This window comes from Roseisalinus antarcticus, assembly GCF_900172355.1.
In the GTDB taxonomy this organism is placed as follows: Bacteria; Pseudomonadota; Alphaproteobacteria; order Rhodobacterales; family Rhodobacteraceae; genus Oceanicola; species Oceanicola antarcticus_A.
The window spans coordinates 224,078-250,843 of record NZ_FWFZ01000001.1; the positions used below are offsets into that span (position 1 = coordinate 224,078).

The window sequence follows — 26,766 nt, forward strand, 5'->3', positions numbered from 1 at the left end:
AACCGGGTTTGGGGGAAACGAGAGCAGGCGACGATGCTTTGGCGATTGATCAAGTTCCTATTCGTGATTCTGATCCTGGGCGGCATCGCCCTGGTGGGCTACGCCTATGTCGGGCCGGTGTTCTTCCCCGACGATTTCGACCCGCAGCAATCCGAGATCGTCCTGCCCGTGACGCTGGAGCCGCAGCCGTGAGAGCACTGCTCGTCAGCCTGGCCCTGGCGATCGCTGCGCCGGGCCTCGCTCAGGAGGCCCCGCCCCCCCCGGATCCGACCGGCCGGCCCCTGTCGGCGATCGACTGGCTGTCCGAAAGCGTCCGGGCCCCCGACCCGCTGGCCATCGGCCAGGGCCGGGGCCGGGTCACCACCGGCATCGACGAAGCCCCCGTGGCCACCGACGCCACCGCGCCGCAGGTCACGGTGATGCCCCTCGGTGCGGCCTCGCCGGACCCGATCGGCCTGCTGCCGTCCAGCGTGACGGGCCTGCCGCGCACGCTCTGGGCGGGGTCGGACGAAACCGTGGTCGCGACCCTCATCGCCGCCGAACTGATCGAGACCCTGCCGGCGATGCGCGACCTTATGCGGATGCTGCTGCTGGCCGAGGCCGACCCGCCGCGCACGGCCGGGCCGGATGGCACGCTGTTTCTCGCGCGGATAGACAAGCTGCTCGATCTTGGCGCACTGGACCCGGCGTGGGAGATGCTCGACGCCTCGGACCCCGACAGCCCGCCGCTGTTCCGCCGCTACCTCGACGTGGCGCTGCTGACCGGACGCGAGACGCGGGCCTGCCGGCTGATGGACGAGCGCCCGGAACTGGCGCCGACCCTCTCGGCCCGGATCTTCTGCCTCGCCCATATCGGCGATTGGCCGGCGGCGGCGCTGACGCTGAACACCGCACGGGTGCTGGGCGACGTCTCTCCGGCCGAGGAGGCGCTTCTGGCGCGGTTCCTGGACCCCGAGCTGTTTCAAGGCCTGCCGCCGCTGACCGTGCCCGAGCGACCGACACCGCTTGGCTTCCGGCTGCGCGAGGGCATCGGCGAATCGCTCTCGACCGTCGGCCTGCCCCGCGCCTTCGCCCATGCCGACCTGCGGCCGATCACCGGCTGGAAGGCCCGTCTCGAGGCGGCCGAGCGGTTGGCCCGGGTCGGGGCCATCGACGATACCGTGCTGCTCGATCTCTATACCCTGCGCCAGCCGGCGGCGTCGGGCAGCGTCTGGGACCGGGCCGAGGCGATCCAGGCCTTCGACGACGCGCTTCAGACCGGCCGTGCCGAGGATGTCGCGGCCGCCCTCGGGCCCGCCTGGGACGCGATGAAGGCCGCCCGGACCGAGACCGCCTTTGCCCGCCTCTTCGCCGCAGAACTGGCCGCCCTGCCCCTCGAGGGCCGCGCGGAGGGGCTCGCCTACCGGATCGGGTTGCTGAGCGATTCCTATGAAGAGATCGCGCTCGACCACACGCCGGCCAATGCCGAAGAGGCGATGCTGGCCCAGATCGCCCTGGGCCAGCCGCCGGAGCCCGCGCCGCAAAGCCAGCCCGCGCTGGCGATCCACACGGCGCTCGCCGGTGCGCCGCCGCCCGAGCGGTTGGCCGGCATGGTCGCCGAAGACCGGCTGGGCGAGGCGATCCTGCGCGCGATCGCCCTCTTTGATTCCGGGGTCGCGGGCGATCCCGGTGCGCTGACCGAGGCGCTGGCGTTCTTCCGCGCGGTCGGGCTCGAGGACACGGCCCGGCGGGCGGCGCTGCAACTGATCATCCTGGAACGGGCGCCATGAGCGCCGCCGACCGGCCCATGGGCCACTGGATCCAGGCGTTCCTGGAGGCCCAGGCGGCGGAGCTCGACGCCGCCACCAACACCCAGCTTGCCTACGGCCGGGATCTGAAGGATTTCGCCGATTGGCTGGGCGGGCGACAGCTCCATTTCGCGACGGCCAGCCAGGACGATGTCGAAGGCTACCTGATCCATTGCGAGGCGCAGGGGCTGGCCCGCTCGACCCGGGCGCGGCGGCTCTCGGCGATCAAGCAGATCTACCGCTTCGCGTTCGAGGAAGGCTGGCGCGAGCAGAACCCCGCGATCCGCATCGCAGGGCCGGGCCGGGAAAAGCGCCTGCCCAAGACCCTGGAGGTGGACGAGGTCGACCGGCTTCTGGCCGCCGCGGGCAGCACCTCGGACCCGCTGCGCAACACCTGCCTGATGGAGCTGCTCTATGCCACGGGGATGCGGGTGACCGAGCTTGTCTCGCTGCCCGTCTCGGCCGCGCGGGGCGACCCGCGGATGCTGCTGGTGCGGGGCAAGGGCGGCAAGGAACGGATGGTGCCCCTGTCCGACGGCGCCCGCGAGGCGACCGCCGACTGGCTGCTGGCCCGCGACGCGGACGAGGACATCGCCCGCATGTCCGGGCGGCCGCCGTCGCGCTTTCTGTTCCCGTCACGCTCCAAGGCGGGGCACCTGACCCGCCACCGCTTCTTCACGCTGATCAAGGAGATCGCGGTGCTGGCCGGCGTCTCTCCGGACAAGGTGACGCCGCACACCCTGCGCCACGCCTTCGCCACGCACCTGCTTGCCGGCGGCGCGGACCTGCGCTCGATCCAGACGCTGCTGGGCCATGCCGACGTGGGCACGACCGAGATCTACACCCACGTGCTGGACCAGCGGCTCAAGGATCTGGTGCTGATGCATCACCCGCTGGTCAAGGATGGCGGGACGTCTTGAACCACGCGGGCTTCGGCCCCATAACCGCCCGAACCTCATCAGTAGAGTATCATGGACCCCGCTTCATTCGACGGCGCCTTCTGGATCACTTCCGGCGCGATCCTTTTCCTTCTCGTGCTCTCGGGCTTCTTCTCGGGCTCCGAGACCGCGCTGACCGCCGCCTCGCGCGGCAAGCTCCGCTCGGCCGCGGACCGGGGCAGCAAGGGCGCCGAGCGGGCGCTGGTCATCACCGAGGACAACGAGCGGCTGATCGGCTCCGTCCTGCTGGGCAACAACCTGGTCAACATCCTGGCCACGTCGCTCGCGACCGCCCTCTTCACCCGGGTGTTCGGCGACAACGGCGTGGCGATGGCGACGCTGGTGATGACGGCACTTGTGCTTGTTTTCGCCGAGGTGTTGCCCAAGACCTATGCGATCACCAACCCCGAATCCGCCGCCTCGGCGGTCGCGCGGCCCATCGCGCTGGTGGTGAAGATCTTCGCGCCGATCGTGTCTTTCGTGCGCCTTCTGGTGCGCGGGGTGCTGCGGCTTTTCGGCATCAGGACCGACCCCGACGCCCACCTGCTGGCCTTCCGCGAGGAAATCGCCGGCGCCCTCTCGATCGGCCGCTCCGAAGGGGTGGTCGAGAAAGAGGACCGCGACCGGATCCTCGGGGCGCTCGACCTCGGCGACCGTTTCGTCGAAGAGATCATGCTCCACCGCTCCGGCATCGAGATGATCGACGCCGACCTGCCCCCGCGCGAGATCCTGCGCCGCTGCCTCGACAGCCAGCACACCCGGCTGCCGCTGTTCCGCGAGGACCATGAGAACATCGTCGGCGTCCTGCACGCCAAGGAGCTTCTGCGCGCCATGCACCGCCTGGCCGAGGACGGCGAGGTCACCGCCGAAGAGCTGGCCCATTTCGACGTGATGAGCGTCGCGATGGAGCCCTATTTCGTGCCCGAGACCACGACGCTCGACGACCAGATGCGCGAGTTCCTCAAGCGGCACACCCATTTCGCCCTCGTGGTGGACGAATACGGCACGTTGCAGGGGCTGATCACGCTCGAGGACATCCTCGAAGAGATCGTGGGCGAGATCACCGACGAATTCGACATGGAGGAAGAGAACCATTTCGAGCGCACCGAGGACGGCGCCTATATGGTGGACGGCGGCACGACGATCCGCGACCTGAACCGGGCGCTGGACTGGGACCTGCCGGACCTGGAGGCCAATACCATCGCCGGGCTCGTGATCCACGAGGCGCAGATGATCCCGACCGAGGGCCAGGTCTTTGCCTTCCACGGCTTCCGCTTCGAGGTGATCGGCAAGGAAGAGAACCGCCTGTCCCTGCTCAAGGTCCGCCCCGCCGACGACTGAACCCGGGGGGCCGTAACGGCGCAGCCTAGCGCCCCTTGAAGATCGTCCCGAAGATGCCGCGCACGATGCGCCGGCCGGTGGTGCCTTTCAGCTCCTTGACGAGCGCATCGGCCATGGCGCCGCCGATGCGGGTGCCGGTCCCGGGCCGCGGCGCGTCACGCGGGGGCGACCGGCGGGCGCCGTCATAGCGGCGGCCATGGGTGAACTCACGGTCCTCGTGCGGCACCCCGGCCTGCTGCGCCTCGGCCGCATCCACGCCCCGTGCCGCCGCCTCGGCCCGACGCCGGAGCATCTCGGCCGCGGAGTCGCGATCGACCTTGGTGTCGTATTTTCCGCCCAGCGGCGAGGCTGCCATGACCTCCGCCCGTTCCTCCGGCGTGATCGGGCCGAGATGCGAGGACGGCGGCCGGATGAGCGTGCGCTGCGCCACGCCGGGCACACCCTTGCGTTCCAGCAGCGAGGTCACCGCCTCGCCCGTCCCGACCTCGGAAATCGCCTGCGCAGTGTCGAAGGCCGGGTTGTCGCGATAGGTCTCGGCGGCGAGCTTCAGCGCCTTGCGGTCCTTCGCCGTGAACACCCGCAGCGCGTGCTGGACCCTGTTGCCGAGCTGGCCCAGCACGTCCTCGGGCACGTCCGTCGGGTTCTGGGTGACGAAGAACACCCCCACCCCCTTGGACCGGATCAGCCGGGCCACCTGTTCCACCTTGTCGGTCAGCGCCTTGGGGGCATCGTCGAACAGCAGGTGCGCCTCGTCGAAGAAGAACACCAGCTTGGGCTTGTCCGGGTTGCCGACCTCGGGCAGCGTCTCGAACAATTCCGACAGCAGCCACAGCAGGAAGGTCGCGTAGAGCTTGGGCGATTGCATCAGCGTATCGGCCGCGAGGATGTTGATCCGGCCCCGTCCCGCGGGATCGGTGTCCATCATGTCCGCCAGCTCCAGCGCCGGCTCGCCGAAAAGCGCGGCGCCGCCCTGGTTTTCCAGCACCAGAAGCGCCCGCTGGATCGCGCCCACCGACGCGGTGGCGACATTGCCGTAGCGGATCGACAGCTCGTCCTGGTTCTGCCCGACCCAGACCAGCAGCGCCTGCAGGTCCTCGAGATCCAGGAGCGGCAGCCCCTGCTCGTCCGCCACGCGGAAGGCGACGTTCAGCACGCCCTCCTGCACATCCGTGAGGGCCAGAAGCCGCGCAAGCAGCAGCGGCCCCATTTCGGACACCGTGGTGCGGACCGGATGGCCCTGCGCCCCGAAGAGATCCCAGAACGTCACCGGCGACTTGTCATAGACCAGGTCAAGACCGATGGTCCCGGCCCGCGCCGTGAACGCCTCGTGCAGCTTGAAGGCGGCCGATCCCGACTTGGCCAGCCCCGACAGATCGCCCTTCACATCGGACAGGAACACCGGCACGCCGTTGGCCGAAAAGCCCTCGGCCAGGATCTGCAGCGTCACTGTCTTGCCGGTGCCCGTGGCGCCCGCGATCAGCCCGTGGCGGTTCGCGTATTCCAGCAAGAGCTCTTGCGGCGCCCCGTAATCTGGCCCGCCACCGCCGATGAAAATGCTCGTTGCCATGCCGTTGCCTGTTCCTGCCGTTGCGCGTTCCGGTGCAGAATACATCCTTAACCCTTTTGTGCCAGTATCTTGGATGTCATTCCCCGCTCTCCCTGGGCTGGAATGGCTTCCTCCCTGTCAGACTTGCCGCGCCCCCGGGCGCGGCTTTTTTCCGCCGATTTCGGCTGTTGACGCGTGGCTCGGGCGCGGATACCGTTCGCTCATAAGTCGGCCAAGTCCGACAGGGAGAAAATGGGAGAAGGGTCCGTGAGGGCCCTTTTTCTTTGCCGCAAAGGGGCTTGGGCCCTGCTTGCGCAGTCATTTGATTTGCTCCTGACAGGCCTTGACCATCATGCTAGAGACCTGACCAAACAGGATGGACGGACCTTCATGCTCAAAACATCGACACTTCCCCTCCTCGCGCTGATTGTCTCGGGCCTGGGCATCCTGCCCGCCCTGGCGCAGGACGAGGCCGCCACCCAGGACGCCGCCCCGACCGAACAGGCCGAGCCCGGTGCCCCCGACGGCACAGCGCCCGACCTTGATCTGGGCGAGCCGATCGAGGCCGATGGCCCGGTCGTGGGTCAGCCCTACTTCCGCGAAACCTTCGAGGATTGGTCGCTGCGCTGCATCCGCGCACCCGAGGGCCAGCCGGACCCGTGCGAGCTCTACCAGCTTCTGCGCGACGCCGATGGCAACGAGGTCGCAGAGATCAGCATGGTCCCCCTCCCCCCCGGCAACGAGGCCGCGGCGGGCGCCACCATCGTGGCCCCGCTCGAGACGCTGCTGACCGAACAGCTGGTGCTGTCGGTCGACGGCAGCGCGGCGCGGCGCTATCCGTTCCGGTTCTGCAACCGCGCGGGCTGCGTCGCCCAGATCGGGTTCACGGACGAGCAGGTGAACCAGTTCAAGCGCGGGGTCGCCGCCCAGCTGCGGCTGGTGCCCGCGGCGGCGCCCGATCAGCAGGTCACCCTGGCCGTCTCGCTTTCGGGCTTCACCGCCGGCTACGACGCCGCGACCGAGTAGCACGCGTTGAACGATCCGCTCCAGGCTCCGCGCCGCCGCCTCCGCGGCCGCGCGGACGCGGCCGCGTCATGAGGGCCTGGGTCTACGACCGCTACGGCGGCCCGGACGGGCTGAGGCTCGAAGAGCTGCCGGACCCCGTGCCAAAGGCCAACCAGGTGCTCATTCGGATCGAGGCGGTGGGCCTCAACGGATCGGACTGGGAATATCTCACCGGCCGGCCGGCCTATGCCCGGCTCAATGGCTTGCGGGCGCCGCGCAAACGGATCCTGGGTTCGGACATCACCGGCCGCGTCGAGGCCTGCGGCGCCGCGGCACGGGCGTTCGCACCCGATGACGCCGTGCTCGCGGATATCCTGACCCTTCTCGGCGGCCTGGCCGAAAAGGTTGCCGTGCCCGAAACCCTGCTGGTGCGACGGCCCGAGGCACTCTCTCCGGTCGTCGCGGCCTCCCTGCCCCAAAGCGGCGCGATCGCTGTCCAGGGCACGGAACGGATCGAGGCCGGCCAACGCGTGCTGATCAACGGCGCCGGCGGCAGCGCGGGCGCCCACGCGGTCACCCTGACCGCGCGGGCCGGCGCCGAGGTGACGGCCGTGGACAAGCCCGGAAAGCTCGCCGGGCTGCGCAAGCTCGGGGCGGCCCATACCATTGACTGCACCGCCGAGGATTTCACCCGAAACGGCCAGCGCTACGATCACATCCTGGATCTCTTCGGGACCCGCAGCAGCGTTGCCATCGCCCGGGCCCTGGCACCGCGCGGACGCTACCGGATCGTCGGGGGGCACCTGGGGGCAATGCTCGGCTGCGGCCTCCTCGGCCCCCTCATCACGCTGACGGACACCCGGTCCATCGGAATCATGGCCCTGCAGCAAAGGCAGAGCGTCCTGCACGGCCTCACCGACCGCCTGCTGCGCCACGAGCCCGGCCCCCCGATCGACAGCACCTTCCCGTTCGAGGACACCCCCGCCGCCTTCGCCCGCCTCCGCGGCGGCGAGAGCGTCGGCAAGATCGTCGTGCGGATGGTCTGAGCCGGGCGGCCCGAGGGGTCGGGGCGCAGCCCGGACCCCGAGACATGAGGTGCGCCGCAGGCGCTCCGCGAGGTTACGGCCGGCAGATCGAGAGCCCGGCGTCAGACCTTCTTCAGCGCCAGAACCGCGTTCAGACCGCCAAAGGCGAAGGCATTGGACAACGCGACATCCACCTTGGCCTCGCGCGCCTCGTTGGGCACCACGTCCAGGGCGCATTCCGGGTCCGGCTCCTCATAGCCGATGGTTGGCGCGATCACCCCGTCCCGCAGCGCCATGATGCAGGCCAAAAGCTCCACCGCCCCTGTCCCGCCGATCAGATGCCCGTGCATCGACTTCGTGGACGACATCATCAATTCGTCCGCATGGGCGCCGAAGGCATCGGACACCGCGGCGCATTCGGTCTTGTCATTGGCTGCCGTGCCGGTCCCGTGGGCATTGATATAGCCCACCTGCTCCTTGGCGATCTGCGCGTCGGTGACTGCGCCCAGGATCGCCCGGGCGGCGCCCTGCCGCGAGGGCATGACGATGTCGGAGGCATCCGAGGTCATGGCAAAGCCGATAACCTCGGCAAGGATCTCGGCGCCGCGCGCACGGGCGTGCTCGTATTCCTCGAAGACGAAAACGCCCGCCCCCTCGCCCTGCACCATCCCGTTGCGACCGAGGCTGAAGGGCCGGCAGGCGTCCTTCGACATCACCCGCAGCCCCTCCCAGGCCTTCACGCCGCCGAAGCACAGCATCGATTCCGACCCGCCCGTCACCATCACCGGACAGGCCCCGCTGCGCACCAACCAGAACGCCTGTCCCATGGCGTGGTTCGACGACGCGCAGGCGGTCGCCACGGTGAAGGCCGGCCCCTTGAGGTTCCACTCCATGGAGACATGGCTGGCCGCGGCGTTGTTCATCAACTTGGGCACGACAAAGGGATGAACCCGGTTCTTGCCGTCCTCGTAGACGGTCCGGTAATTCTCGTCCCAGGTGTTCACGCCGCCGCCCGCGGTGCCCAGCACCACGCCAGACCGCGCCGCAAGCTCGCCCGCGAACACCAGCCCCGCCTGGCCGATGGCCTCGCGCGCCGCCAGAAGCGTGAACTGGGTGAAACGATCATAAAGCGCGATCTGCTGGCGGTTGAAATGGGCGTGTTCGTCGTAGCCGGTGACCTGCCCGCCGATCCGGACGGCCAGCCGGTCCACGTCCCGGATGTCGAGCGGGCCGATACCGCAGCGCCCCTCGCGCATCCCTTCCAGGGTCGAAGGCACGTCGTGCCCCAGCGCGTTGATCGTCCCGGCGCCGGTGATGACCACCCGTTTCATACCGATCATCCGGAGCGTTGCTCGCGCACGAGTCCTTCCACGGCAGTTGCGATCGCGCCGACCGAGCTGATGTCGAATTCGCTTTCGGAAGGGTCGTTGGCGTTGAACGGCACGGAAATATCGAAGGCTTCCTCGATCGCGAAAATGCTCTCGACCAGCCCCAGGCTGTCGATCCCGAGATCCTCGAGCGTCATGTCCTCGCGCACGTCACCCGGCTCCATCAAGGCCTGTTCGGCAATGATCTCCATGACCTGTCCGCGCACGTTCATTCCATCTCATCCCTGTGACTTGAGGGTGATCTAATCACTCAGCCCCGGCTTGGGAACCGGTTTCTTGGACGCCATGATGTCGCGCATCAGCCGTGGAAGCCGCCGCAGCGCCTTGTAGCTGGCAAGGTGCGCGGCCATCGACGTGGCCGGGGCGCCCATCATGATCCGGCCCGCGGGCACGTTCGACAATACCGCCGAACTCGCCCCGATCACCACATCATCGCCGATGCGGATATTGTCGGCGAACCCGGCCTGCCCGCCGAGCACCACCCGGTTGCCGACGATGGTCGAGCCTGCGACCCCGGACTGGGCGCAGAGCAGGCAATCCTCGCCGATGCGCACGTTGTGGCCGACCTGCACCAGATTGTCGACCTTGGTGCCCCGGCCGACCCGCGTGGGCCGGATCGTGCCGGCATCCACGGTGGAATTGGCCCCGATCTCGACATCGTCGCCGATCTCCACCCCGCCCAGCGAATGGATCCTGTGCCAGGTCGCGTCCTCTGGGGGCGACAGCCGCGCTTCGCCCAGCGAGGCGCGGGCGCGCTCCACGTTCGATTCCGCGGCGGTGACGAAGGAAAAGCCGTCGCCGCCGATGGTCACGTTGGGTTGCAGGATCACCCTTTCGCCGATCCGCACGCGCAGGCCGATCCGCACCCCCGCGAGGATCAGACACGCCGCCCCGATCTCGGCCCCCGCGGCGACCGTCACCTGAGAGGCAAGCTGGGTGCCCGCGCCGATCCGCGCCCCGGCCCCGATCACGCAGAGCGGGCCGATGGCGGCATCCGGCGCGATCCGCGCCGTGGGATCCACCACCGCCGAAGGATGCACGCCCGGCGCCATCCGCCCCCGGTCGTCAAGCATCTGGGTCAGCCGGGCCATGGCCAGCCGGGCAAGGGGCGCCATGATCGCCGCCTCCAGCCCCATGGCCTGCCAATCCGCCTCGGGCCAGATCACGGCGGCGCGGGCCCGGCCCAGCTTCAGGGCGTCGCCATAGGACGGCGTCATCGCCAGGGCCAGCTGCTCCGGCCCCGCCGCCTGGGGCTCTGCCGCGCCGCTCACCCGCAACGACACGTCACCCAGGGCCTGCGCCCCGAGTGCCGTCGCGATCTCTGCTATCGTATGTGCCATGGCGCCCGTCCTCCAGGCGCGTCGCAGCGCCTCGGTTGGGCTGCGATTTAGCCGCTCACGTCGCCGATCACCACCCCTTCGGCGGCCAGCGCGTTCCAGATCCGCGCGTCGCGGTTGTAGACGTCGTTGCGATAATGCACCCGTCCGTCGACGCTGGTGAACGCCGTGCGGTAGATCAGATGCACCGGCAGCGGCGTCTCGAGCGGCACGCGCGTATTGGCCCCCGAGCGCAGGATGCGCTGGAAATAGGGCTCCGGGTCGTCCATCTGCGCGGCCAGCAGCGCGTATGCGAATTCATGCGGATCGTCGAGCCGGATGCACCCGTGCGAGAATGTCCGCACCGTCCGGCTGAACAGGCTCTGGGACGGGGTGTCGTGCAGGTAGATGTTGTACTGGTTCGGGAACATGAACTTCACGCTGCCGAGCGCGTTGCGCGGCCCCGGCCGCTGGCGCACACTGACGTTCTGGGCCGAGCTCGTCTGCACGATCCGGCCACGGTAATCGACCGCCTCGAAGCCCGCCGGCACGCGGCCGCCATATTCGCCGTTGATGATCGAGCGCGGGACATACCAGTAGGGGTTGATCTCCATGTATTCCATGGTGTCGGAGAACTCGACCGTCTGCCGGTCGCCGGCCTGGGCGCCGATCACCGACTTGGTGCGGAAGGTCTCGCGGTCATGATCCATGATCGCGGCGGTGAAATCCACGAGGTTGACCCAGACGTAGCGGTCGCCGCGGTCGAGATTGTTGAACCACCGCTCCCGCTCCATCGCCACCAGCACGCTTTCCAGCCGGTCGCGGGCGTCGACGTTGAGCGCGGTCAGCGTGGCGCCGCCGACGATGGCGTCCTGCTCCAGGCCCATCGATTCCTGAAAGCTGCGGACGGCCTCCTGCATCTTCGTGTCGTAGCGTCCGCTGACCGTATGGCCGAGCAGATCCATGGCCATAAGCCGGTTGCGCAGGGCCACGACCTGGGCGCCCTGATCGCCGGGCCGGATCGTGGACTGGACAGCGGGGCCGAAGCCGCCCCGGGGCAGCAGCGATTCGAGGCGCATCTTGGCCTGCATCAGCCGCTGGTATTCGGGCGTCGACGGCGCGAGGCCGCGCAGCATGGCGTTGGGATTGTCCATGAACGCGTCGAGCATTTCGCCCCGGTCGCGCAGATGCACCTCGCGCCGGATGTGGGACACCACCTGTCGTGGCTGCAGCAGCCCGGAGTTCAGCGTGCGGGCATAGTCCAGCAGCAGGCGGCTCATCTCGACCTCTGCGCGGCCCTTTTCGGCCGGGGTCGAGGCCCCCTGCAGCAGCGAGATCGCGGCGCGGGTGTTGAACCGGATCGCCGGAAGGCCATGCTGCGCGGCCTGGTCGAGCGCCGAAATGAAGGCATTGCGCCGCATCACCGCGTCCGAGTCGGTGCCGGTCCAGATCCCTTCGAACGCGCGGGCCCGGTAGAAGGCGGCGAGATCGTCGTCACGTGCCGCCGCTTCGGCCACGGCCTGGGCGAAGGCGGTCACGCGGATCTGGGTCTCGACCCCCTGGGAGAAAGCCGGCGGGGCCGCGGCGGCGAACAGCAGGCCCGCGGCGGTCAGTGTGGCGATCAGGCTCCGCCGGGCGGATGTCTTGGCAAATTTCATTCTGTTTCAAATCCTTCGGGGCAGTCGGGCAGGCAACGCTACGGGGTAGAGGCTTGGTGTGAACGTCAGGCGATTACTCCATGTTCCCATGAACGTAGCGTCAGTCCACTCACATTTGCGCAATCTGCGATTTTTGATTTGCGTCTGTGGCCCCGAGGCCCGATCGGGGCCGTGCAGGAGTGTCACACATTTGCGCCACCTTCAGAGTTGCGCAGGATTTCGCCGATTGAGGTCTTGTTAAGCACAAACCTGCTAAACCTCCCTTGGTAAACGAATCGTCCTATGGCATAGATGCCTCACATCTGGGGATGAGATGATAAACCGCCCGTGAAAATGCGGGCATACAGGTAAGCGACGGGACAGGCGCAACCATCATGACAGACACTTGCTCATCGAGCTTTTCTCGACGTGCGCTTCTGCGTGCATTCTCAGCCACGGCAATCACGGCGGCTCCGACCTATTCGATGGCCGCGGGGTTCCTTCGGGGCGGCGGGGACATCCGGCGGCTCAAGATGTACAACGGCCGGACCGGCGAAAAACTGGACATGATCTACTGGATCGACGGCCAGTATCTGGGCGATGCGATCCGCGAGGTGAACCACTTCATGCGCGACTGGCGCAACGGCCAGGTCAAGCAGATCGACACCCGGACCCTCGACATCATGACCGCCTCGCACAACCTGCTTCACGCGGATGAGCCCTACACGCTGATCTCGGGCTACAGGTCGCCGCAGACCAACGCGATGCTGCGGTCCAATTCCTCGGGCGTGGCGCGCAATTCGCTTCACCTGCAGGGGATGGCGGCCGATCTTCAGCTGCGTTCGCGCTCGGTCAACCAGATCGCCCAGGCCGCGGCGGCCTGCCGCGCGGGCGGAGTCGGCCGCTACTCCGGCTCGAACTTCGTGCACATGGATTGCGGCAACGTCCGCAGCTGGGGCCGCTGAACGCCCGGCCCGGCATTCTCGGCGACCAGCGAGAGACGGGCGTCCTTCGGGGGCGCCCTTTCCCGTTCTGCGCGGTCGATCGGCTTGCGTCAGCCGCCGGTATCCCCGACGATCCGCCCCTCCTCCAGCGTGATGATCCGATCGGCGAGGCCGAGGATCCGGGTGTCATGGGTCACCATCACCGTTGTCACCCCACGCGTCCGACCCAAAGCCTTGAGCATCTCGACCACCGTCCGCCCCGCTTCCTTGTCTAGCGCGGCGGTGGGCTCGTCGGCGAAAACGACCTCGGGGTTCGACGCAAGCGCTCGCGCCACCGCCACCCGCTGTTTCTGTCCGCCGGAGAGTTTCGCGGGCAGATAGTCCCGCCGCGCCGCCAGCCCCAGCAGATCCAGCATGTGACGCGCCGCCGCCCGCTGCCGCGCCGCGTTGCCCGGGCCGTGAACCTGCAAGCCCATCAGGACGTTCTGCGTGGCCGTCAGGCTGTCGTGCAGGTTATGGGCCTGGAATATGAACCCCAGACGCCGGCGCAGCAGGACCAGCCGCGCCGGGCCCGCCCCGTTCAGCTCCTGCCCCAGCAGCCGCACGCTGCCGGACTGCAACTCGCGCAGGCAGCCCATGAGCGTCAGCAACGTGGTCTTGCCGGAGCCCGACGGCCCGATGAGCACGGTCAGGCTGCCCCGCGCGAGCGTCAACGAGACATCGAAGATCGCCTGCTTGCGCACCTCGCCGCTGCCAAAGAAATGATCCAGGCCCAGGACGCGAATGGGCGCTTCGGCTGCCATCAGAACAGGTCCGCCGGGTCCGCGGCCGCCAGCCGCCGTGTGGCGATCGCGCCCGACAGGGAACAGGCCACCAGCGTGCCCGCGAAGACCGCGACCGCGCGCACCGGCGTCATCGCCACGGGCAGCAAGGTGACATCGGACAGCAATGCATAAAGGCCCAGCGACACGAGCACGCCCGGAACGAAGCCGAAGACCGCAAGAACGATGGCTTCCTCGAACACGACCCCGAGAAAGAACCGCTGGTCATAGCCCATGGCCTTGAACGTCGCGTATTCGCGCAGGTGGTCGGCCACGTCTGTCGACAGCACCTGATAGACGATCACGAGGCCGACGACGATCCCGATCAGGACGCCGAAGCCGAAGATCACCCCGACGGGCCGTTCGGTCATCTGATAGGCCAGATCCGCCGCCGCCGCCTCGTCCAGGGGGCGCACCTTGACGTCGCCATCGCTCAGCGCGGTGCGCAGGCGGTCGACGATCTCCGGCACCGCGGCGCCGTCATCGATCTTGATCAGGATGTGGTCCGGGGCGCCGCTCGACCGGCGGGGAAACAGCCGCAGGAAGGTCTGGTCCGACAGGATCAGCATGCCATCGCTGCTGAACCCGCCGCCCAGGGCCAGGGTGCCCGCGGCGTTGAGGGTCTGTCCCGAGACCTCGAAGGAGAACCGGGCGCCCGCCTTCAGCCCGTCGAAGGCCGTGCGTGGGACGCCACGGGCATGGGTGTCGATCAGGGCGGTGTTCTCTGCCTCCAGCGCGGTCACCGCTCCCGCGACTAGGGGGCCCGCAAAGCCCGGCTGGCCGATGTCGAGCCCGAAGGCCTGCAGGGTCGCGGCGCTGCCGTCGGGCAGCTTGAACTCCACGTTCCCCACGAAAAGCGGCATCGCCCGCGCCACACCGGGCACGCCGAGCGCCTCGAACATCCGCACCCGGGCGACATTGCCGCCGTCGCCCAGGGTGTTGCTGTCCACCGAAGAGATCATGATGTCGGCGTCGAGCAGCGTATAGGGCGCGGTTGTCGCGCCGCCGAGAGCCCCCAGCATGCCCAGCTGCATGAACACGAGCAGGTTGGCGAAGGCCACGCCGGCCACGGCCGCCGCAAGCCGCCCGCGATTGTGCGACAGCTGCAGCCACCCGATAGGCAAACGCCCGGTCAGGCGGGTCAGCAGCCAGCTCACGGGGCGCGACCCGCGTCGATCCGGACGATCACCTCGAGATTGGTCAGGGTCCGCGCGGCCTCGGACGACGGTCCGTCCAGCGCCACGATCACATCCACCACCCGCGCGTCGGTGTTGGCGGCCGGGTCGTCGGAGGTGATCGACTGCCGGCCTATCTCCAGCCCGATGGCGGAGACCGTGCCGGCGAGCCCCCGCGGCAGGGCGTCGGCGGAAACGGTCACCGGGTCGCCGATGGCCACACGACCGATGAGCGCCTGATAGACCTCGGCCTCGACCGTCATCCGCGATGTGTCGCCGAGGTCCATGAGGCCGCCGGCCGGCCGCTCGTCCGGCTGAACGGTGACGTCGAGCACGGTGCCTGCGACCGGGGCGCGGACATAGCCTCCCTCCAGATCCTGCCGGGCGCGGGTCAGCTCGGTCCGGGCCGCCGCGAGATTGGCCTCGGCGACGGCGATGTCAGCCTGCACCCGGTCGCTCTCGGGGGCATAGCGCGAGAGGGTTGCGATATTGCGCTCCACATCGCGGCCGGCCTCGTTGGCGCGGGCGGCCACCTGATCGAACTCCGCCCGGGTGGTCACCCCCCGTTCCAGCAGCGATGTGGCGCGGTCGAGCTCCAGCTGGGCGGCGCGGGCCGTGGCCTCCGCCCGTTCGAGCGCGGCCCGCGCCTCGTCCCGGCTGGCGCGGATCGCGGCCCGGGTCTGCGCCAGCGCGGCCTCGCGGACCCGGATCGAGGCGTTGGCGGTCGCCACGCCGGTCTGCAATCGGGGCAGGTTGTCGAGCACGGCCAGAATGTCCCCGGCCCCGACCGTGTCGCCCTGCGCCACCCGGATCTCGGCAACCCGCGCGTCGCCCGCCCCCGAGGGCGTCGCCACGCTGATGACATCACCGCGCGGAATGATCCGGCCGAGCGCGACCACGTCGCCCTCACTGACAACGGCGACCTCCTGCTGCGACTGGACCTGCTGCATGGCCACGGCGATCGGCGTGTCGGTGCCCGCACCCGGCTCCAGCCCGGTCACGTGAAAGAACAGGCGCAGGCCGATGGGCTGGAAATACATGCCGATCACCGCCCCGGTGAACAACGTCGCCATTGCCAGCGGGATGAGCAGCAGACGTGCGCGTCCACCGTGCCGCTGCACGGGCAGGTCGGGATCCGGAGCCAGCCCATTGTCCTCCAGCGGCAGGCCCGGCGGGGATCGGGGCGAGTCCTTGCTCATCGGGCGCTTCCCTGATCTCGACAGTTAATGACATTAATGTCATTAGTTGTGGGGATCAGCAAGAGGCATGAGCATACATGAGCGAGTCACGCCGCCGCAGGCGCAAGGATGCCCGCCCCGAAGAGATCATCGACGCGGCCCTGGCGGAGTTTGCCGAGATGGGGTTCGCGGGCACAAGCATGGGGCGCATCGCCGCCCGCGCCGGAATTGCGCGGCCCACGGTCTATCTCTATTTCGAGACCAAGGACGCTATCTTCGAGGCCGCCGTCGCCGATCGCATGGGCGGCACCGTGGCCCGGGCGCAGGACATCCTCACCCGCGATATCCCGTTCGACACGCTCTTCACCCAATTGCTGGAGAACTACTACACCCATGTCGTGGGCAGCGACGCGCCCGCGCTCTTCCGGGTTCTGATTGCCGAGGGCCGGCGTTTTCCGGGTCTCGTCACGCTCTTCAGCGAGCGGATGCTCGGCGCGATCGAGGACGTGTTGCACAAGGCCATCGCCCACGGCATTGCCCGCGGCGAAGTGCGTCCCGAAGTCGCGACGCTCGACTTGCGCGTGGTTTTCGCCCCTGCGGTCATGGCGATGATCTGGGGGCTGATTTTCGACGAGGTCGCCCCGCTCGACCGGTCACGGTACATGCGGTCGCACCTCGACATCATCCTGCGCGGCCTCCGGGTATGAGCTGAGCCCGTCTGGCCCTGGTGATCGGCCGACGCGCCTGCCCGCAGTCTTATCACAGGGCACGACCCTTACCTGTCGGCCCCTACGCTCGTCACCGCACGGTCCTGACCGAAGCGTCGGGATGCAAAAGCCTCCCCAGCCCGGCCAAGGCGCCCCATGACGCGGAGCAACCGGTCTTGGCGCGTCAGAAAAACTCGATATCGTCCGCCAGCCCGTCCGTCGACCAGACCCACTGCAGCAGGATCGAGTTCCCCTGGCCGAAGTCGAACAGCACACCCCGGTCGGACACCTCGGCATACCGGTCCACAAGGATATCCTCCGGGATATTGCGCCAGTCGAAGATGTCCCGATCCAGCTGCAAGGTGTCGCTGCCTTGCTGGAAATCCCAGACCAGATCGGCCCCGTTGTTCCGACCGAAGACGAAGGTGTCCTGCCAATCGGCGCCGATCAGCACGTCATCGCCCGCACCGCCATCGAGAGTATCACGCCCCAGGTCGCCGCCGTTGAGGTGATCGTTGCCCGACCCGCCGAAGATGATGTCGTCGCCGTGATGGCCCCAGACACTGTCATGGCCGGTGCCCGCGTCGATCGAATCCTCCCCGGTTCCGCCAAAGATCGTGTCGTTGCCGGTGGCGCCGATGATCTCGTCGTCGTCGCCATAGCCCCAAAGGTAGTTGTGCCCGCGAACGCCCATGATCTCGTCGTCGCCGGACCCGCCCCAGATGTTGTCGTTGCCCGTGCCGCCGACAAGCTTGTCATCCCCGGAATCGCCGCGAAGGCTGTCGTGACCCGATCCGCCCCAGGCGGTGTCGTTGCCGCTGCCGCCCCAAAGATCGTCCTGCCCCTCGCCGCCGGAGATCACGTCTTCGCCTCCCGCGCCCCAGATCTTCTCGCTTCCTGATCCGCCGTCGATGCTGTCGTCGCCCGCATTGCCCCATATGGAATCGTGCCCGGAGCTGCCGTCCAGCGTGTCGTTGCCCGCGCCGCCCCAGATCTTGTCGTTGCCGGTGGCGCCCTCGACCGTGTCGTCGCCGCTATCGCCCCAGAGGCTGGTGTGGCCCCAGCCGCCCACGATGTCGTCGTCCTGGTCGCCGCCCCAGATCTTGTCGTTGCCCGATCCGCCGATCAGCTGGTCCCGACCGTCATTGCCCCAGATGCTGTCGTGGCCAGACCCGCCCCAGACGGTGTCGTTGCCCTCGCGGCCCCAGATCCTGTCGGCGCCCCCCTTGCCGGCGATCTGGTCGTCACTTTCCAGACCGTCGAGGCGATCGGGGCCATTGGTCGGCTCCGGGATCGCGGGCTCGGACGCCTCCGGCACCGCGCTGTAGTCGATATCGCCGTGGTCCAGCAATATGTCGCCGTTGGTCGATCCGAAATTCTGGGTGACCATCATCACCTTCATGCCGGAATATTCGCCCTCGGCCACGCCATAGCCCACGTATTCGTATTTCCCGCTGAGGATGTTCGGCCGGTGCTCGGCGCTCTTCATCCAGTTGTCGACGATCGTCTCCGCGATGTCCCGTCGGTCGGTCAAGGTCCGCACCTGGCTGAAGCCGAGATTTTCGGCGGTATACCAGTTCGAGCCCCCCTGACCGAAGCCCGCATCCTTGATCCGCTCGTGCCAGGTGTCGTTGTTGCCGGAGACATGCGTGAACTTGTCGGCCCGGATCATCCATTCCGAATGCAGCTCCGCCGATTCATTGAGGTGCTGTTCAAGCTTCAGCGCCTCCAGTCCGCGCGAGGTCCGCTCCTCGTTCACGAGGGTCCGTAGATGGCGTTCGAGGTCCGAGGCAACGTTCAATTTCATAAGGCGAAAACCCTGATTCTAACTGGTGACATTACGAGTCCGGGGCGCCAATAGCGCCCCCGGAACCGCGAAGTCAAACGGTTTCTACCGGCACTTCGTCAACGAGGCGTTGACAGTGACAGGAAAGTGGCACGGGTTTCGCGGCGTCAGCCCTCTGAAAGGTAATCGGCCGAGACGAAGCCCGACACCCCCGACGCCTCGGCCAGCGAAACCCGGCACCAGCGCTGGCCCACCTCGGTCACGCATTCGCTTCGGGTCAGCATCGTGCCGTCGGGCAGACCCAGGATGACGCTGAACCCCAGCCCCGGCCCGGCCCGCAGTTTCAGCAATTCCTCGGGCCCCGCCCCCTGAACCACAACCCGGTCGCCGGCAATCCCGGCACAGCCGGTCACCACAAGGAGGGACAGGAAGGCGGGCAAAAGGATCTGGCGCATGGAGACCTCGAACGTGACTCTGACCTCCCGTTTGGCAGCAAGCGGCCCGCGGGTGAAGCGATAATTTGCGACGCGGGCCCTCCCGGCCGCACCGCGTCCCGCACGTCACTCGACAAAACCGCCCCCCAAGACCGCGCCCGCCCTTCATCTTGGTCCAAAAACTCCCGCCGGAGGCATCCCGCCGTGGGCCACCTATCCGCCGCCCGTCACGGACGCGCCCCCCCCCGGACAAGAAAAAACCGCCGCGCATCCAGGGAAGGATGGCGGCGGCAGGCAGAAGCCGTCTCGTGTGGGACCCGGGCCGCCGATCGGGGGAGGCATACCCCGCAAGGACCGAGGGACAGGCAGTGTCAGTCTCGAAACGCACCCCCTATGTGGGACAGGAGGGATGCGCGGCAGGCCGGCACAAGAGGCTTGGGCAGGTCAGAAAAATCCCGGCAGGGACAGGCCAACGAACAACATCACCATCAGGCAAACGGCCCCCAGGGCATCGGCGATGATCGTGTCCCGGGACCGGGTCAATGCAAAGCGGATATCCTTGGCCATCCTTGTCTCTCCTTTCGGCTGATGCTGTCTGTTGCCCCTTTGTTCCCATAAACGCGGACATCTGTCCAGAACTTTTTGAGAACATATGTGAACAAAGTGCTTCAGCCGACCGAAATCAACCGGATCGCCCTGTCCTGTTCCATCAGCCACAGCAGGGTCCGCGCCGCGGCGCCGCGCGGGCCCTCAAGGGTCGGGTCGTCGACCAGCAACTTGCGCGCGTCGCTCTGGGCCAGCGCCATCAGCGCCGCCTGCCGCTCCAGATCCGCTACGCGGAATCGCGGCAGGCCGGATTGCGCCGTGCCGATCAGGTCGCCCGAGCCGCGCATGGACAGATCCTCCTCGGCGATGCGAAAGCCGTCCTCGGTCTCGCGCAGGATCTCCAGCCGCCGCCGCCCGCCCTCGGTCAGGGTGGCGCTGTACATCAGCAGGCATGTGGAGGCCGCGGCCCCGCGTCCGACCCGGCCACGCAGCTGGTGCAGCTGCGCGAGACCGAAGCTCTCCGCCCCCTCGATGACCATGATCGAGGCGTTGGGCACGTTGACCCCGACCTCGATCACCGTTGTGGCCACCAGCACCGATGTCCGCCCGGCCACGAACCGCGCCATCGCCTCGTCCTTCTGGGCCGGCGGCATCTGGCCATGGACCAGCCCCACCACCTCCTCGCCCAGGGCGGCCCGCAGTGCCTTGAACCGCGCCTCGGCGGCGGTGAGGTCAGAGGTCTCGCTCTCGTCCACCAGCGGGCAGACCCAGTAGGCCTGCCGCCCCTCGGCGACCGCCTTGCGCAAGCGGGCGACGACGTCCTCCATCCGCCCCGAGGATACCAGCGCTGTCGTCACCGGCAGCCGCCCGGGCGGCTTTTCATCGAGGATCGAGACATCCATGTCGCCGTATTGCGCCAGCGCCAGAGAGCGCGGGATCGGCGTCGCCGTCATCACCAGCACATCGGCCCGCGCCCCCTTGGCGCCCAGCTCCATCCGCTGGGCCACGCCGAACCGATGCTGTTCGTCGATGATCGCCAGCCGCAGGTCGCGAAAGGCGACGTCGGGCTGAAACACCGCGTGGGTGCCCACCAGCACCCCGATCTCGCCGGCGTCCAGCGCGGCAAGCTTCGCCGCCCGCGTGGCCCCCTTGTCGCGGCCAGACAGGATCTCCAGCCGCACGCCCGCGTCGGCGGCCAGCGGGGCCAGCCCCTCCAGGTGCTGCCGCGCCAGGATCTCGGTGGGGGCCATCATCACCCCCTGCCCGCCCGCCTCGACCGCGACCAGAAGCGCCATGAACGCCACCAGCGTCTTGCCCGCGCCCACATCGCCCTGCAGCAGCCGGTTCATCCGCCGCTCGGAGGCCATGTCGGCGGCGATCTCGTCGATTGCCCGGCTCTGCGCCCCGGTCGGCCGGTAGGGCAACGCCCCCATCACCCGAGTACGCAACGCCCCGTCCCCGGCCGTCACCCGCCCCTTGCCGCGCCGCAGGGTCGAGCGCGCCAGCGCCAGGGTCAGCTGATGGGCCAGGAACTCGTCATAGGCGAGCCGGGTGCGGGCCGGGTCGTCCGCCGCCAGCGCCGCCTGGTCGCCGGGTTCATGGGCCATCCGCAGCGCCTTGCGCCACGCGGGCCAGCCCTCGCGGGCCATCAGCCCCGGGTCGATCCATTCCGCGAGATCCGGCGCGAGATCCAGCGCCGCGCGGGTCGCCCGCCACATGAGCTTTTGCGTCACCCCGCCATGGAGCGGATAGACAGGCTCGAACGGCGGGATCGCCGCGGCCTCGGCCGGGGTCGCGATATGGTCGGGATGGACCATCTGCACCGCGCCGTCGAAATGCTCGATCTTTCCCGACACGATCCGGCGCTGCCCGGTCGGCAATTGCCGTTGCAGATATTCGGCCCGCGCGTGGAAGAACACGAGGGTGAAATCGGTCTCGGCATCCCGGACGCTCACCCGGTGCGGGCGCCCGCGCGCAGGCGCCGGATGATGCCGGCCGACCAGCACCTCGACCGTGGCGACATCGGGCGGCTGGACCTCGCGGACGGTGGCACGCAAGGACCGGTCGACGCCGGCATAAGGCAGCGAATAGGCGATGTCCTTCGGCTTCTCGATCCCGGCATCGGCCAGGGTCTTGGCCGTCTTCGGCCCGATCCCGTCCAGCGTCTCAAGCGCGCCGAAGAGCGGCCAGAGCGCTTCGGGGCGCCCGCTCATGCGCCCCCTGCCAGGGCGATCCAGGCGTCCTCGTCGATCGTCTCGACCCCCAGCTCCGCCGCCTTCTTCGCCTTCGACCCGGCCCCCGGACCGGCCACCACGAGGTCGGTCTTGGCGCTGACCGAGCCCGAGACCTTGGCCCCCAGTGCCTCCGCCCGGGCCTTGGCCTCGGCGCGGGTCATCTTCTCCAGCGTGCCGGTGAAGACGATGGTCTTGCCGGCCAGGGCGCTGTCAGTGGCGGGGCGCTCGGTGGGCTTGATAGTAACGTATCTGAGCAGACGCTCTACCGCCTTCGATTGCGCATCGTCAGCACTGAACTCGAGCACTGAACTAGAAACCTTGGGGCCGACAAGATCAGCATTTGCGAACGAATTCAGAATTTTCAAATCCTTATCGTATACACCGCGAAGGGACCTTGAAAGAAGAACCCAATTAGAATCTGTCATTTGACTCAAACTAGCAAAGCGGTCCCGCCAGCTCGACTTTACGATCATAAGATAAGGTGAAAGAGAATCTATGAAACCTTGCGCTGAACCAAATCGTGATACTGCTCGCTCTCTCCTCTTGGGAAATTTAGAGGTTGGCTTGAAGATTTTTTCAAAGATACCAATGCTCGTGTCTTCCAACGCAAATGAGTGTAACGCATTGATAACAAGAATATCCGCAACACCACCTACCTTTTTTGCCTCAGGCAAGACGGATTTTTCAATAAAGTGTATTTGCGAAAACAACTCCCAAGGTGGAAGATTAGGCGGAAGATGCAGATCATGGGATGTTGCAAATTTTCGCCACAAGGCGACTCGCTCTCTACGCAAATCTCTTGCTGCCTCAATAAAGCTGTCGTAATCGCCCCAATAAGTCGCGAGTCTTCGCGCCTGATCCTCTCCAACATGGCGTATCCCTAGTGAGAAGAGAAATCTTGAAAATGTGATTTCTTTCCTACTTTCAATTGATGAGAAGAGCTTGCTTGTCGAAATCTGACCAAATCCGTCAAGCTCAAGCAATGCTTCACCGTACTTAGACTTCAGCTCATAAATTTCAGCCGGCTCGACAATCCAACCCTTCTCGAAAAAAATCTCCACCTGCTTGGCGCCCAGCCCCTCGATGTCGAAGGCGGCGCGGCTGACGAAGTGCTTGAGCTTCTCGACCGCCTGGGCGGGGCAGACCAGCCCGCCGGTGCAGCGCCGAACCGCGTCGCCCTCCTCGCGGATCGCGGCCGAGCCGCATTCCGGGCAGACCTCGGGAAAGACGTAGCGCCGCGCGTCTTCGGGCCGCCGCGAGAGATCCACATCGGCCACCTTGGGGATGACGTCGCCGGCGCGGTAGACCTGCACCCAGTCGCCCTCGCGGATGTCCTTGCCGTCGCGGATCTCGCTGCCGTCGGCGGCACGCCCGTCGATGTAATCCTCGTTGTGCAGCGTGGCGTTTGACACCACCACGCCGCCCACCGTCACCGGGGTCAGCCGCGCGACGGGCGACAGCGCCCCGGTCCGGCCGACCTGGATCTCTATCCGCTCCAGCCGGGTCCAGGCGAGCTCGGCGGGGAACTTGTGGGCGATGGCCCAGCGCGGCGTGGTCGAGCGATAGCCAAGCCGCTCCTGCAATGCCAGATCGTCGACCTTGTAGACCACGCCGTCGATGTCGTAGCCCAGCGTCGCGCGGCGGGCCTCGATGTCGCGGTAATGAGCGATCATCGCGTCCGGCCCGTCACACGCCCGGGTCAGCGGATTGGTGGAAAAGCCCAGCCCAGCGAGCCGCGCGATCGCCGCCGATTGCGTCTCGGCCAGGGGTTCGGACAGCTGACCCCAGGCATAGGCGAAGAACCTCAGCGGCCGCGACCGGGTGATCACCGCGTCAAGCTGGCGCAGGGAGCCCGCGGCGGCGTTGCGCGGGTTGGCGAAGGTCTTGCCGCCCGCCTCGGCCTGCCGTTCGTTCAGCGCGGCGAAATCGGCGTGGCTCATGTAGACCTCGCCGCGCACCTCCAGGATGTCGGGTGCGCCGTCCAGGCTCTCGGGGATGTCGTCGATGGTGCGGGCGTTGGCGGTGACATTCTCGCCCACGGTGCCGTCGCCCCGGGTCGCGGCCTGCACCAGCCGGCCGCCCTCATAGCGCAGCGACAGCGAGAGGCCGTCGATCTTGGGCTCGGCGGTGTAGCCCAGCGGCGCCTCTGCCCCGAGCCCCAGGTAGCGCCGGATCCGGTCGTCGAACTCGCGGATCTCGTCGCCGTCGAAGGCATTGGCCAGCGAGGTCATGCGTTGGGCATGGGTGACCTTGCCGAACGCCTCGGCCGGCGCCGCGCCGACCTGGTCGGTGGGGCTGTCGTCGCGTTTGAGCTCTGGAAAGCGGGCCTCGATCCCGAGGTTCCGCCGCTTGAGCGCGTCGTACTCGGCGTCGCTGATCTCGGGTGCGTCCTCGGCGTGATAGGCGGTATCGGCTTGGGCCAGCGCCTCGGCCAGCCGGGCCAGCTCCTCGCGGGCCTCGTCCGTCGTCAGATCCTCAACCGGCTTTTGCATGCGCATCGAACCTCTCCGCCATTCAGGCCTGCCCGGGATGTGCTAGCCGGGTCGCCGCGACCCGTCCACCCCCGCGCGACACGCGGGCCCGATCCGGGGGGGCCGGTTCAGGGTCCACCCCAGGCCGCGCGGCGTGGCGACCAACAAAGCGGCAGCGCTGCGGGCCATGGGTCGATTGCGCCCCCTCCGGCCATTTCTGCCTTGACCCCGCCCGGGCGCTGCCATTGCCTGAGGGGCGCCCCCGGACCGAATGACGCGAGACCGCCCCCACATGCGATTGAACAACCTCACCGAAGCCCGCGACGAGTATCTCGACCTGGAAGTCGCCGCCGCCGCCGCGATCTTCGTGCGCGAAGTCATCGCGCTCGAGGCGGGGCAAGAGGTGCTGGTCACCGCCGATACCCGGACCGACATGCGCGTGCCCGACGCCATCGCCCGGGCCGTCATGGCCGCGGGTGGGGTGCCGTCGCTGCTGCGCTACCCTTCGCCGGGGCGGTCCTATGGCGCCTCGCCGGCGGTCGTGGCCGCGGCGGCCAAGGCCAGCGCGGTCTGGGTCGCCTGTTCCTGGAACGAGCTGATCTATTCCGAGGCCTGGCAATCGGTGATGGAGGCCGGGGTGCAATACGTCTCCTACGGGGGGCTCGATTGCGACGGTTTCGTGCGTTGCGTCGGCGGGGTGGACACCCCGAAGCTCGAAGAGATGGGCCAGGAGATCATCGCGCTGCTGACCGATGCAGAGATGCACGTGACCTCGAAGGCAGGCACCGACATCCGGTTTCACAATCGCGGCGGCACCGTCGGGTCGTTCCGGATGGTGGCCAACCCCGTGCGCATCCCGATCATGCTGGCCGGCCAGGTCACGTGGGAGCCGAACGAGGGCTCGATGACGGGCCGGCTGGTCGCCGACGGCGTGCTGTCGCCGCCCGAGGACGTGGGCCTGATCCTCGAGCCGCTCACGCTGGAAATCGCCGGCGGCCGCATCGACCGGATCGCAGGCGGGCGCGAAGCCGCCCTGTTGGAGCGCTGGATCGCCCAGCGCGAGGACCCGACCCTGCGGCGGATCGCCCATGCCTCGCTGGGCTTCAACCCGGGGGTGCGTGTGCCGACCGGCCGCATCCTCGAGGACGAACGCGCGTTCGGCGATATCGACTTCGGCTGGGGCGCCTGGGTCGGCCGGCCCGCGGCGGGGCATTTCGACTTCACCTGCCGGCAGGTCTCCATCACCGCCGATGGCGTCGAGATCCTGCGCGACGGCCTGTTCGTCGACCCGAAGCTGGCCGCGCTCTGCCGCGAGATGGGCGTGCCCGGCCACTGATTGGATCGCTGCCGGGCAGCGGTGGTGCGTCGTCAGGCAGGGTCGCCATCCGCGGCGGGCCCCGACGCCACCGGCACGATGGCGTCGGGCGGGATCGACAGGGCCACGCGGTCACCCGGTCCGGGCCGCGCCTCGCCCGAGGCTGCGGGCAGGCGGACGAGCGCGAGGGCGCCATTGTCCAGCCGCGTCTTGTAAAGCGTAGCCGTGCCGAGGAAATTCGCATCCACAATATGGCCAGGCAGGCCCGCGCCATCGCCCGAGAACGTGATCCGTTCGGGCCGGATCGCCACGGTGCGCTCGGCGCCGGCCATCGGCGCCATGGAGCCCGGCAGGGGCAGGCGCAGCCCGCCGGACAGGGCCAGGTGGACGCCCTCTGCGCCCCGCACCACCGCGCCGGACAGAAGCGTCGCCTCACCGATGAAATCGGCCACGAACCGTGTGGCCGGGCGGTTGTAGATCGTGTCGGGCGCGGCCACCTGCTCGATCCGGCCGCCGTTCATCACGGCGATCCGGTCGGACATGGTCAGCGCCTCCTCCTGATCGTGGGTGACGTAGATCAGCGTCACGCCCAGCTCGCGCTGCAGCTCCTTCAGCTCGAACTGCATCGAGGCGCGAAGCTTGCGGTCCAGCGCCCCCAGCGGCTCGTCGCACAGCAGCACGCGGGGCCGGATCACGATCGCCCGCGCGAGCGCCACGCGCTGCTGTTGCCCGCCGGACAGCTGCCCGGGATGGCGTGCCTCGAACCCGGTCAGCTGAACCTGCGCCAGCGCGGCCGCCACCCGCGCGGCGATCTCGGCGGCCGGCAGGCGGCGCATCCGCAGCCCGAAGGCCACGTTCTGATGCACCGTCCGGTGCGGGAACAGGGCGTCGTTCTGGAACACCAGCCCCATGTCGCGCTTGTGCGGCGGCGCCCAGGTCACATCCCGTCCGCCGAGCCCTATTCGCCCGGCGGTCGGTTCCTCGAAGCCCGCGATCATCCGCAACGTCGTGGTCTTGCCGCAGCCCGACGGGCCGAGAAGGGAAAAGAACTCCCCCTCCCGGATGTCCAGGTCGAGGTTGCTGACCGCGTCGACCCCTCCGCCATAGCTCTTGGAGATGGCTTTCAACGAGATCGCGATGTCGTCGGTCATGTCACGCATGGTCGTTGCAGG

At 68.1% G+C, this 26,766-nt stretch carries 23 protein-coding genes; 9 read left to right on the top strand and 14 right to left on the bottom strand.

All coding sequences use genetic code 11. The annotated features are described in order from the left end of the window. The first annotated feature begins 33 nt into the window (after positions 1-33). The 4 genes from ROA7023_RS24715 to ROA7023_RS01080 are packed head-to-tail and all read left to right on the top strand — an operon-like array spanning position 34 to position 4,066. Positions 34-192 (top strand): hypothetical protein, encoded by a 159-nt coding sequence (locus ROA7023_RS24715; protein WP_200812435.1) that lies wholly within the window; start codon positions 34-36, stop codon positions 190-192. Further along, entirely contained in the window at positions 189-1,769 is a 1,581-nt protein-coding gene (locus tag ROA7023_RS01070; protein ID WP_085877144.1) for a hypothetical protein, read from the top strand. The genes ROA7023_RS24715 and ROA7023_RS01070 overlap by 4 nt, the downstream gene beginning before the upstream one ends. Next, entirely contained in the window at positions 1,766-2,707 is a 942-nt protein-coding gene (locus ROA7023_RS01075; protein WP_085877145.1) for a site-specific tyrosine recombinase XerD, read from the top strand. Before ROA7023_RS01070 ends, ROA7023_RS01075 begins: the two co-directional genes overlap by 4 nt. A gap of 51 nt (positions 2,708-2,758) precedes the next feature. Then, positions 2,759-4,066, top strand: coding sequence for an HlyC/CorC family transporter (locus tag ROA7023_RS01080; protein WP_085877146.1), 1,308 nt, complete (start codon positions 2,759-2,761; stop codon positions 4,064-4,066). A gap of 25 nt (positions 4,067-4,091) precedes the next feature. Here the strand turns inward: ROA7023_RS01080 and ROA7023_RS01085 are convergent, their stop codons facing one another. Beyond that, on the bottom strand, positions 4,092-5,633 hold the full coding sequence (locus ROA7023_RS01085) for a helicase HerA-like domain-containing protein (RefSeq protein WP_085877147.1): 1,542 nt from the start codon (positions 5,631-5,633) through the stop codon (positions 4,092-4,094). A 369-nt stretch (positions 5,634-6,002) separates the two neighbouring features. On the opposite strand from ROA7023_RS01085, the gene ROA7023_RS01090 reads away from it, so the two are divergent. Both ROA7023_RS01090 and ROA7023_RS01095 read left to right on the top strand, forming a co-directional pair. Then, complete coding sequence (locus ROA7023_RS01090) at positions 6,003-6,638, top strand: invasion associated locus B family protein (protein ID WP_085877148.1); 636 nt, start codon at positions 6,003-6,005, stop codon at positions 6,636-6,638. Positions 6,639-6,706: 68 nt separating this feature from the next. Beyond that, positions 6,707-7,663 carry an NAD(P)-dependent alcohol dehydrogenase gene (locus ROA7023_RS01095; RefSeq protein ID WP_085877149.1) on the top strand — a complete coding sequence of 319 codons (957 nt, stop codon included), beginning with the start codon at positions 6,707-6,709 and terminating at the stop codon, positions 7,661-7,663. Positions 7,664-7,764: 101 nt separating this feature from the next. On the opposite strand, the gene ROA7023_RS01100 is transcribed toward ROA7023_RS01095, so the two are convergent. Genes ROA7023_RS01100 through ROA7023_RS01115 form a run of 4 tightly spaced genes read right to left on the bottom strand, consistent with a single transcriptional unit; the run spans position 7,765 to position 12,004 of the window. Beyond that, positions 7,765-8,973, bottom strand: coding sequence for a beta-ketoacyl-[acyl-carrier-protein] synthase family protein (locus tag ROA7023_RS01100; protein ID WP_085877429.1), 1,209 nt, complete (start codon positions 8,971-8,973; stop codon positions 7,765-7,767). A gap of 5 nt (positions 8,974-8,978) precedes the next feature. Further along, positions 8,979-9,242, bottom strand: a complete 264-nt coding sequence (locus tag ROA7023_RS01105) for an acyl carrier protein (protein WP_085877150.1) — start codon at positions 9,240-9,242, stop codon at positions 8,979-8,981. A gap of 30 nt (positions 9,243-9,272) precedes the next feature. Continuing rightward, entirely contained in the window at positions 9,273-10,370 is a 1,098-nt protein-coding gene (locus ROA7023_RS01110) for a UDP-3-O-(3-hydroxymyristoyl)glucosamine N-acyltransferase (protein ID WP_085877151.1), read from the bottom strand. A gap of 47 nt (positions 10,371-10,417) precedes the next feature. Next, on the bottom strand, positions 10,418-12,004 hold the full coding sequence (locus ROA7023_RS01115; protein WP_085877152.1) for a L,D-transpeptidase family protein: 1,587 nt from the start codon (positions 12,002-12,004) through the stop codon (positions 10,418-10,420). Between the two features lie 374 nt (positions 12,005-12,378). On the opposite strand from ROA7023_RS01115, the gene mepK reads away from it, so the two are divergent. Further along, positions 12,379-12,948 (top strand): peptidoglycan L,D-endopeptidase MepK, encoded by a 570-nt coding sequence (gene mepK / locus ROA7023_RS01120; RefSeq protein WP_085877153.1) that lies wholly within the window; start codon positions 12,379-12,381, stop codon positions 12,946-12,948. Positions 12,949-13,037: 89 nt separating this feature from the next. Here the strand turns inward: mepK and ROA7023_RS01125 are convergent, their stop codons facing one another. The 3 genes from ROA7023_RS01125 to ROA7023_RS01135 are packed head-to-tail and all read right to left on the bottom strand — an operon-like array spanning position 13,038 to position 16,122. Next, entirely contained in the window at positions 13,038-13,730 is a 693-nt protein-coding gene (locus ROA7023_RS01125) for an ATP-binding cassette domain-containing protein (protein WP_085877154.1), read from the bottom strand. Next, positions 13,730-14,905, bottom strand: coding sequence for an FtsX-like permease family protein (locus ROA7023_RS01130; RefSeq protein ID WP_085877155.1), 1,176 nt, complete (start codon positions 14,903-14,905; stop codon positions 13,730-13,732). The genes ROA7023_RS01125 and ROA7023_RS01130 overlap by 1 nt, the downstream gene beginning before the upstream one ends. Beyond that, positions 14,902-16,122: an HlyD family efflux transporter periplasmic adaptor subunit gene (locus ROA7023_RS01135; RefSeq protein ID WP_085877156.1), complete on the bottom strand. Its 1,221-nt coding sequence runs from the start codon at positions 16,120-16,122 to the stop codon at positions 14,902-14,904. The genes ROA7023_RS01130 and ROA7023_RS01135 overlap by 4 nt, the downstream gene beginning before the upstream one ends. 77 nt (positions 16,123-16,199) lie before the next feature. On the opposite strand from ROA7023_RS01135, the gene ROA7023_RS01140 reads away from it, so the two are divergent. After that, the gene (locus tag ROA7023_RS01140; protein WP_085877157.1) at positions 16,200-16,808 is read left to right on the top strand and encodes a TetR/AcrR family transcriptional regulator; all 609 of its coding nucleotides are present in this window, start codon (positions 16,200-16,202) and stop codon (positions 16,806-16,808) included. Between the two features lie 184 nt (positions 16,809-16,992). On the opposite strand, the gene ROA7023_RS01145 is transcribed toward ROA7023_RS01140, so the two are convergent. From ROA7023_RS01145 to ligA, 5 genes are all read right to left on the bottom strand, one after another. Further along, positions 16,993-18,615 (bottom strand): CAP domain-containing protein, encoded by a 1,623-nt coding sequence (locus ROA7023_RS01145; RefSeq protein ID WP_085877158.1) that lies wholly within the window; start codon positions 18,613-18,615, stop codon positions 16,993-16,995. Positions 18,616-18,761: 146 nt separating this feature from the next. Beyond that, entirely contained in the window at positions 18,762-19,049 is a 288-nt protein-coding gene (locus tag ROA7023_RS01150; protein WP_085877159.1) for an SH3 domain-containing protein, read from the bottom strand. Positions 19,050-19,472: 423 nt separating this feature from the next. Continuing rightward, positions 19,473-19,595 (bottom strand): hypothetical protein, encoded by a 123-nt coding sequence (locus ROA7023_RS25450; RefSeq protein WP_268807961.1) that lies wholly within the window; start codon positions 19,593-19,595, stop codon positions 19,473-19,475. A gap of 101 nt (positions 19,596-19,696) precedes the next feature. Next, positions 19,697-21,787 carry an ATP-dependent DNA helicase RecG gene (recG, locus tag ROA7023_RS01155; protein ID WP_085877160.1) on the bottom strand — a complete coding sequence of 697 codons (2,091 nt, stop codon included), beginning with the start codon at positions 21,785-21,787 and terminating at the stop codon, positions 19,697-19,699. Then, complete coding sequence (gene ligA, locus ROA7023_RS01160; protein WP_085877161.1) at positions 21,784-24,306, bottom strand: NAD-dependent DNA ligase LigA; 2,523 nt, start codon at positions 24,304-24,306, stop codon at positions 21,784-21,786. The genes recG and ligA overlap by 4 nt, the downstream gene beginning before the upstream one ends. Before the next feature lie 265 nt (positions 24,307-24,571). On the opposite strand from ligA, the gene ROA7023_RS01165 reads away from it, so the two are divergent. Then, entirely contained in the window at positions 24,572-25,615 is a 1,044-nt protein-coding gene (locus ROA7023_RS01165) for a 2,5-dihydroxypyridine 5,6-dioxygenase NicX family protein (RefSeq protein ID WP_085877162.1), read from the top strand. 32 nt (positions 25,616-25,647) lie between these two features. Here the strand turns inward: ROA7023_RS01165 and ROA7023_RS01170 are convergent, their stop codons facing one another. Continuing rightward, positions 25,648-26,754 (bottom strand): ABC transporter ATP-binding protein, encoded by a 1,107-nt coding sequence (locus ROA7023_RS01170; protein ID WP_306372466.1) that lies wholly within the window; start codon positions 26,752-26,754, stop codon positions 25,648-25,650. Positions 26,755-26,766 lie beyond the last annotated feature (12 nt).

Excerpts from the sequence above, each read along its gene's own strand:
- mepK (WP_085877153.1), top strand. The coding sequence starts at position 12,379 with ATGACAGACACTTGCTCATCGAGCTTTTCTCGACGTGCGCTTCTGCGT.
- ROA7023_RS01135 (WP_085877156.1), bottom strand. The coding sequence starts at position 16,122 with ATGAGCAAGGACTCGCCCCGATCCCCGCCGGGCCTGCCGCTGGAGGAC.
- ROA7023_RS01115 (WP_085877152.1), bottom strand. The coding sequence starts at position 12,004 with ATGAAATTTGCCAAGACATCCGCCCGGCGGAGCCTGATCGCCACACTG.
- ROA7023_RS01145 (WP_085877158.1), bottom strand. The coding sequence starts at position 18,615 with ATGAAATTGAACGTTGCCTCGGACCTCGAACGCCATCTACGGACCCTC.
- ROA7023_RS01075 (WP_085877145.1), top strand. The coding sequence starts at position 1,766 with ATGAGCGCCGCCGACCGGCCCATGGGCCACTGGATCCAGGCGTTCCTG.
- ROA7023_RS01150 (WP_085877159.1), bottom strand. The coding sequence starts at position 19,049 with ATGCGCCAGATCCTTTTGCCCGCCTTCCTGTCCCTCCTTGTGGTGACC.
- ROA7023_RS01085 (WP_085877147.1), bottom strand. The coding sequence starts at position 5,633 with ATGGCAACGAGCATTTTCATCGGCGGTGGCGGGCCAGATTACGGGGCG.
- ROA7023_RS01170 (WP_306372466.1), bottom strand. The coding sequence starts at position 26,754 with ATGCGTGACATGACCGACGACATCGCGATCTCGTTGAAAGCCATCTCC.
- ROA7023_RS25450 (WP_268807961.1), bottom strand. The coding sequence starts at position 19,595 with ATGGCCAAGGATATCCGCTTTGCATTGACCCGGTCCCGGGACACGATC.
- ROA7023_RS01100 (WP_085877429.1), bottom strand. The coding sequence starts at position 8,973 with ATGAAACGGGTGGTCATCACCGGCGCCGGGACGATCAACGCGCTGGGG.
- ROA7023_RS01080 (WP_085877146.1), top strand. The coding sequence starts at position 2,759 with ATGGACCCCGCTTCATTCGACGGCGCCTTCTGGATCACTTCCGGCGCG.
- ROA7023_RS24715 (WP_200812435.1), top strand. The coding sequence starts at position 34 with ATGCTTTGGCGATTGATCAAGTTCCTATTCGTGATTCTGATCCTGGGC.
- ROA7023_RS01090 (WP_085877148.1), top strand. The coding sequence starts at position 6,003 with ATGCTCAAAACATCGACACTTCCCCTCCTCGCGCTGATTGTCTCGGGC.
- ROA7023_RS01110 (WP_085877151.1), bottom strand. The coding sequence starts at position 10,370 with ATGGCACATACGATAGCAGAGATCGCGACGGCACTCGGGGCGCAGGCC.
- ligA (WP_085877161.1), bottom strand. The coding sequence starts at position 24,306 with ATGCGCATGCAAAAGCCGGTTGAGGATCTGACGACGGACGAGGCCCGC.
- ROA7023_RS01125 (WP_085877154.1), bottom strand. The coding sequence starts at position 13,730 with ATGGCAGCCGAAGCGCCCATTCGCGTCCTGGGCCTGGATCATTTCTTT.
- ROA7023_RS01140 (WP_085877157.1), top strand. The coding sequence starts at position 16,200 with ATGAGCGAGTCACGCCGCCGCAGGCGCAAGGATGCCCGCCCCGAAGAG.
- recG (WP_085877160.1), bottom strand. The coding sequence starts at position 21,787 with ATGAGCGGGCGCCCCGAAGCGCTCTGGCCGCTCTTCGGCGCGCTTGAG.
- ROA7023_RS01105 (WP_085877150.1), bottom strand. The coding sequence starts at position 9,242 with ATGAACGTGCGCGGACAGGTCATGGAGATCATTGCCGAACAGGCCTTG.
- ROA7023_RS01165 (WP_085877162.1), top strand. The coding sequence starts at position 24,572 with ATGCGATTGAACAACCTCACCGAAGCCCGCGACGAGTATCTCGACCTG.
- ROA7023_RS01095 (WP_085877149.1), top strand. The coding sequence starts at position 6,707 with ATGAGGGCCTGGGTCTACGACCGCTACGGCGGCCCGGACGGGCTGAGG.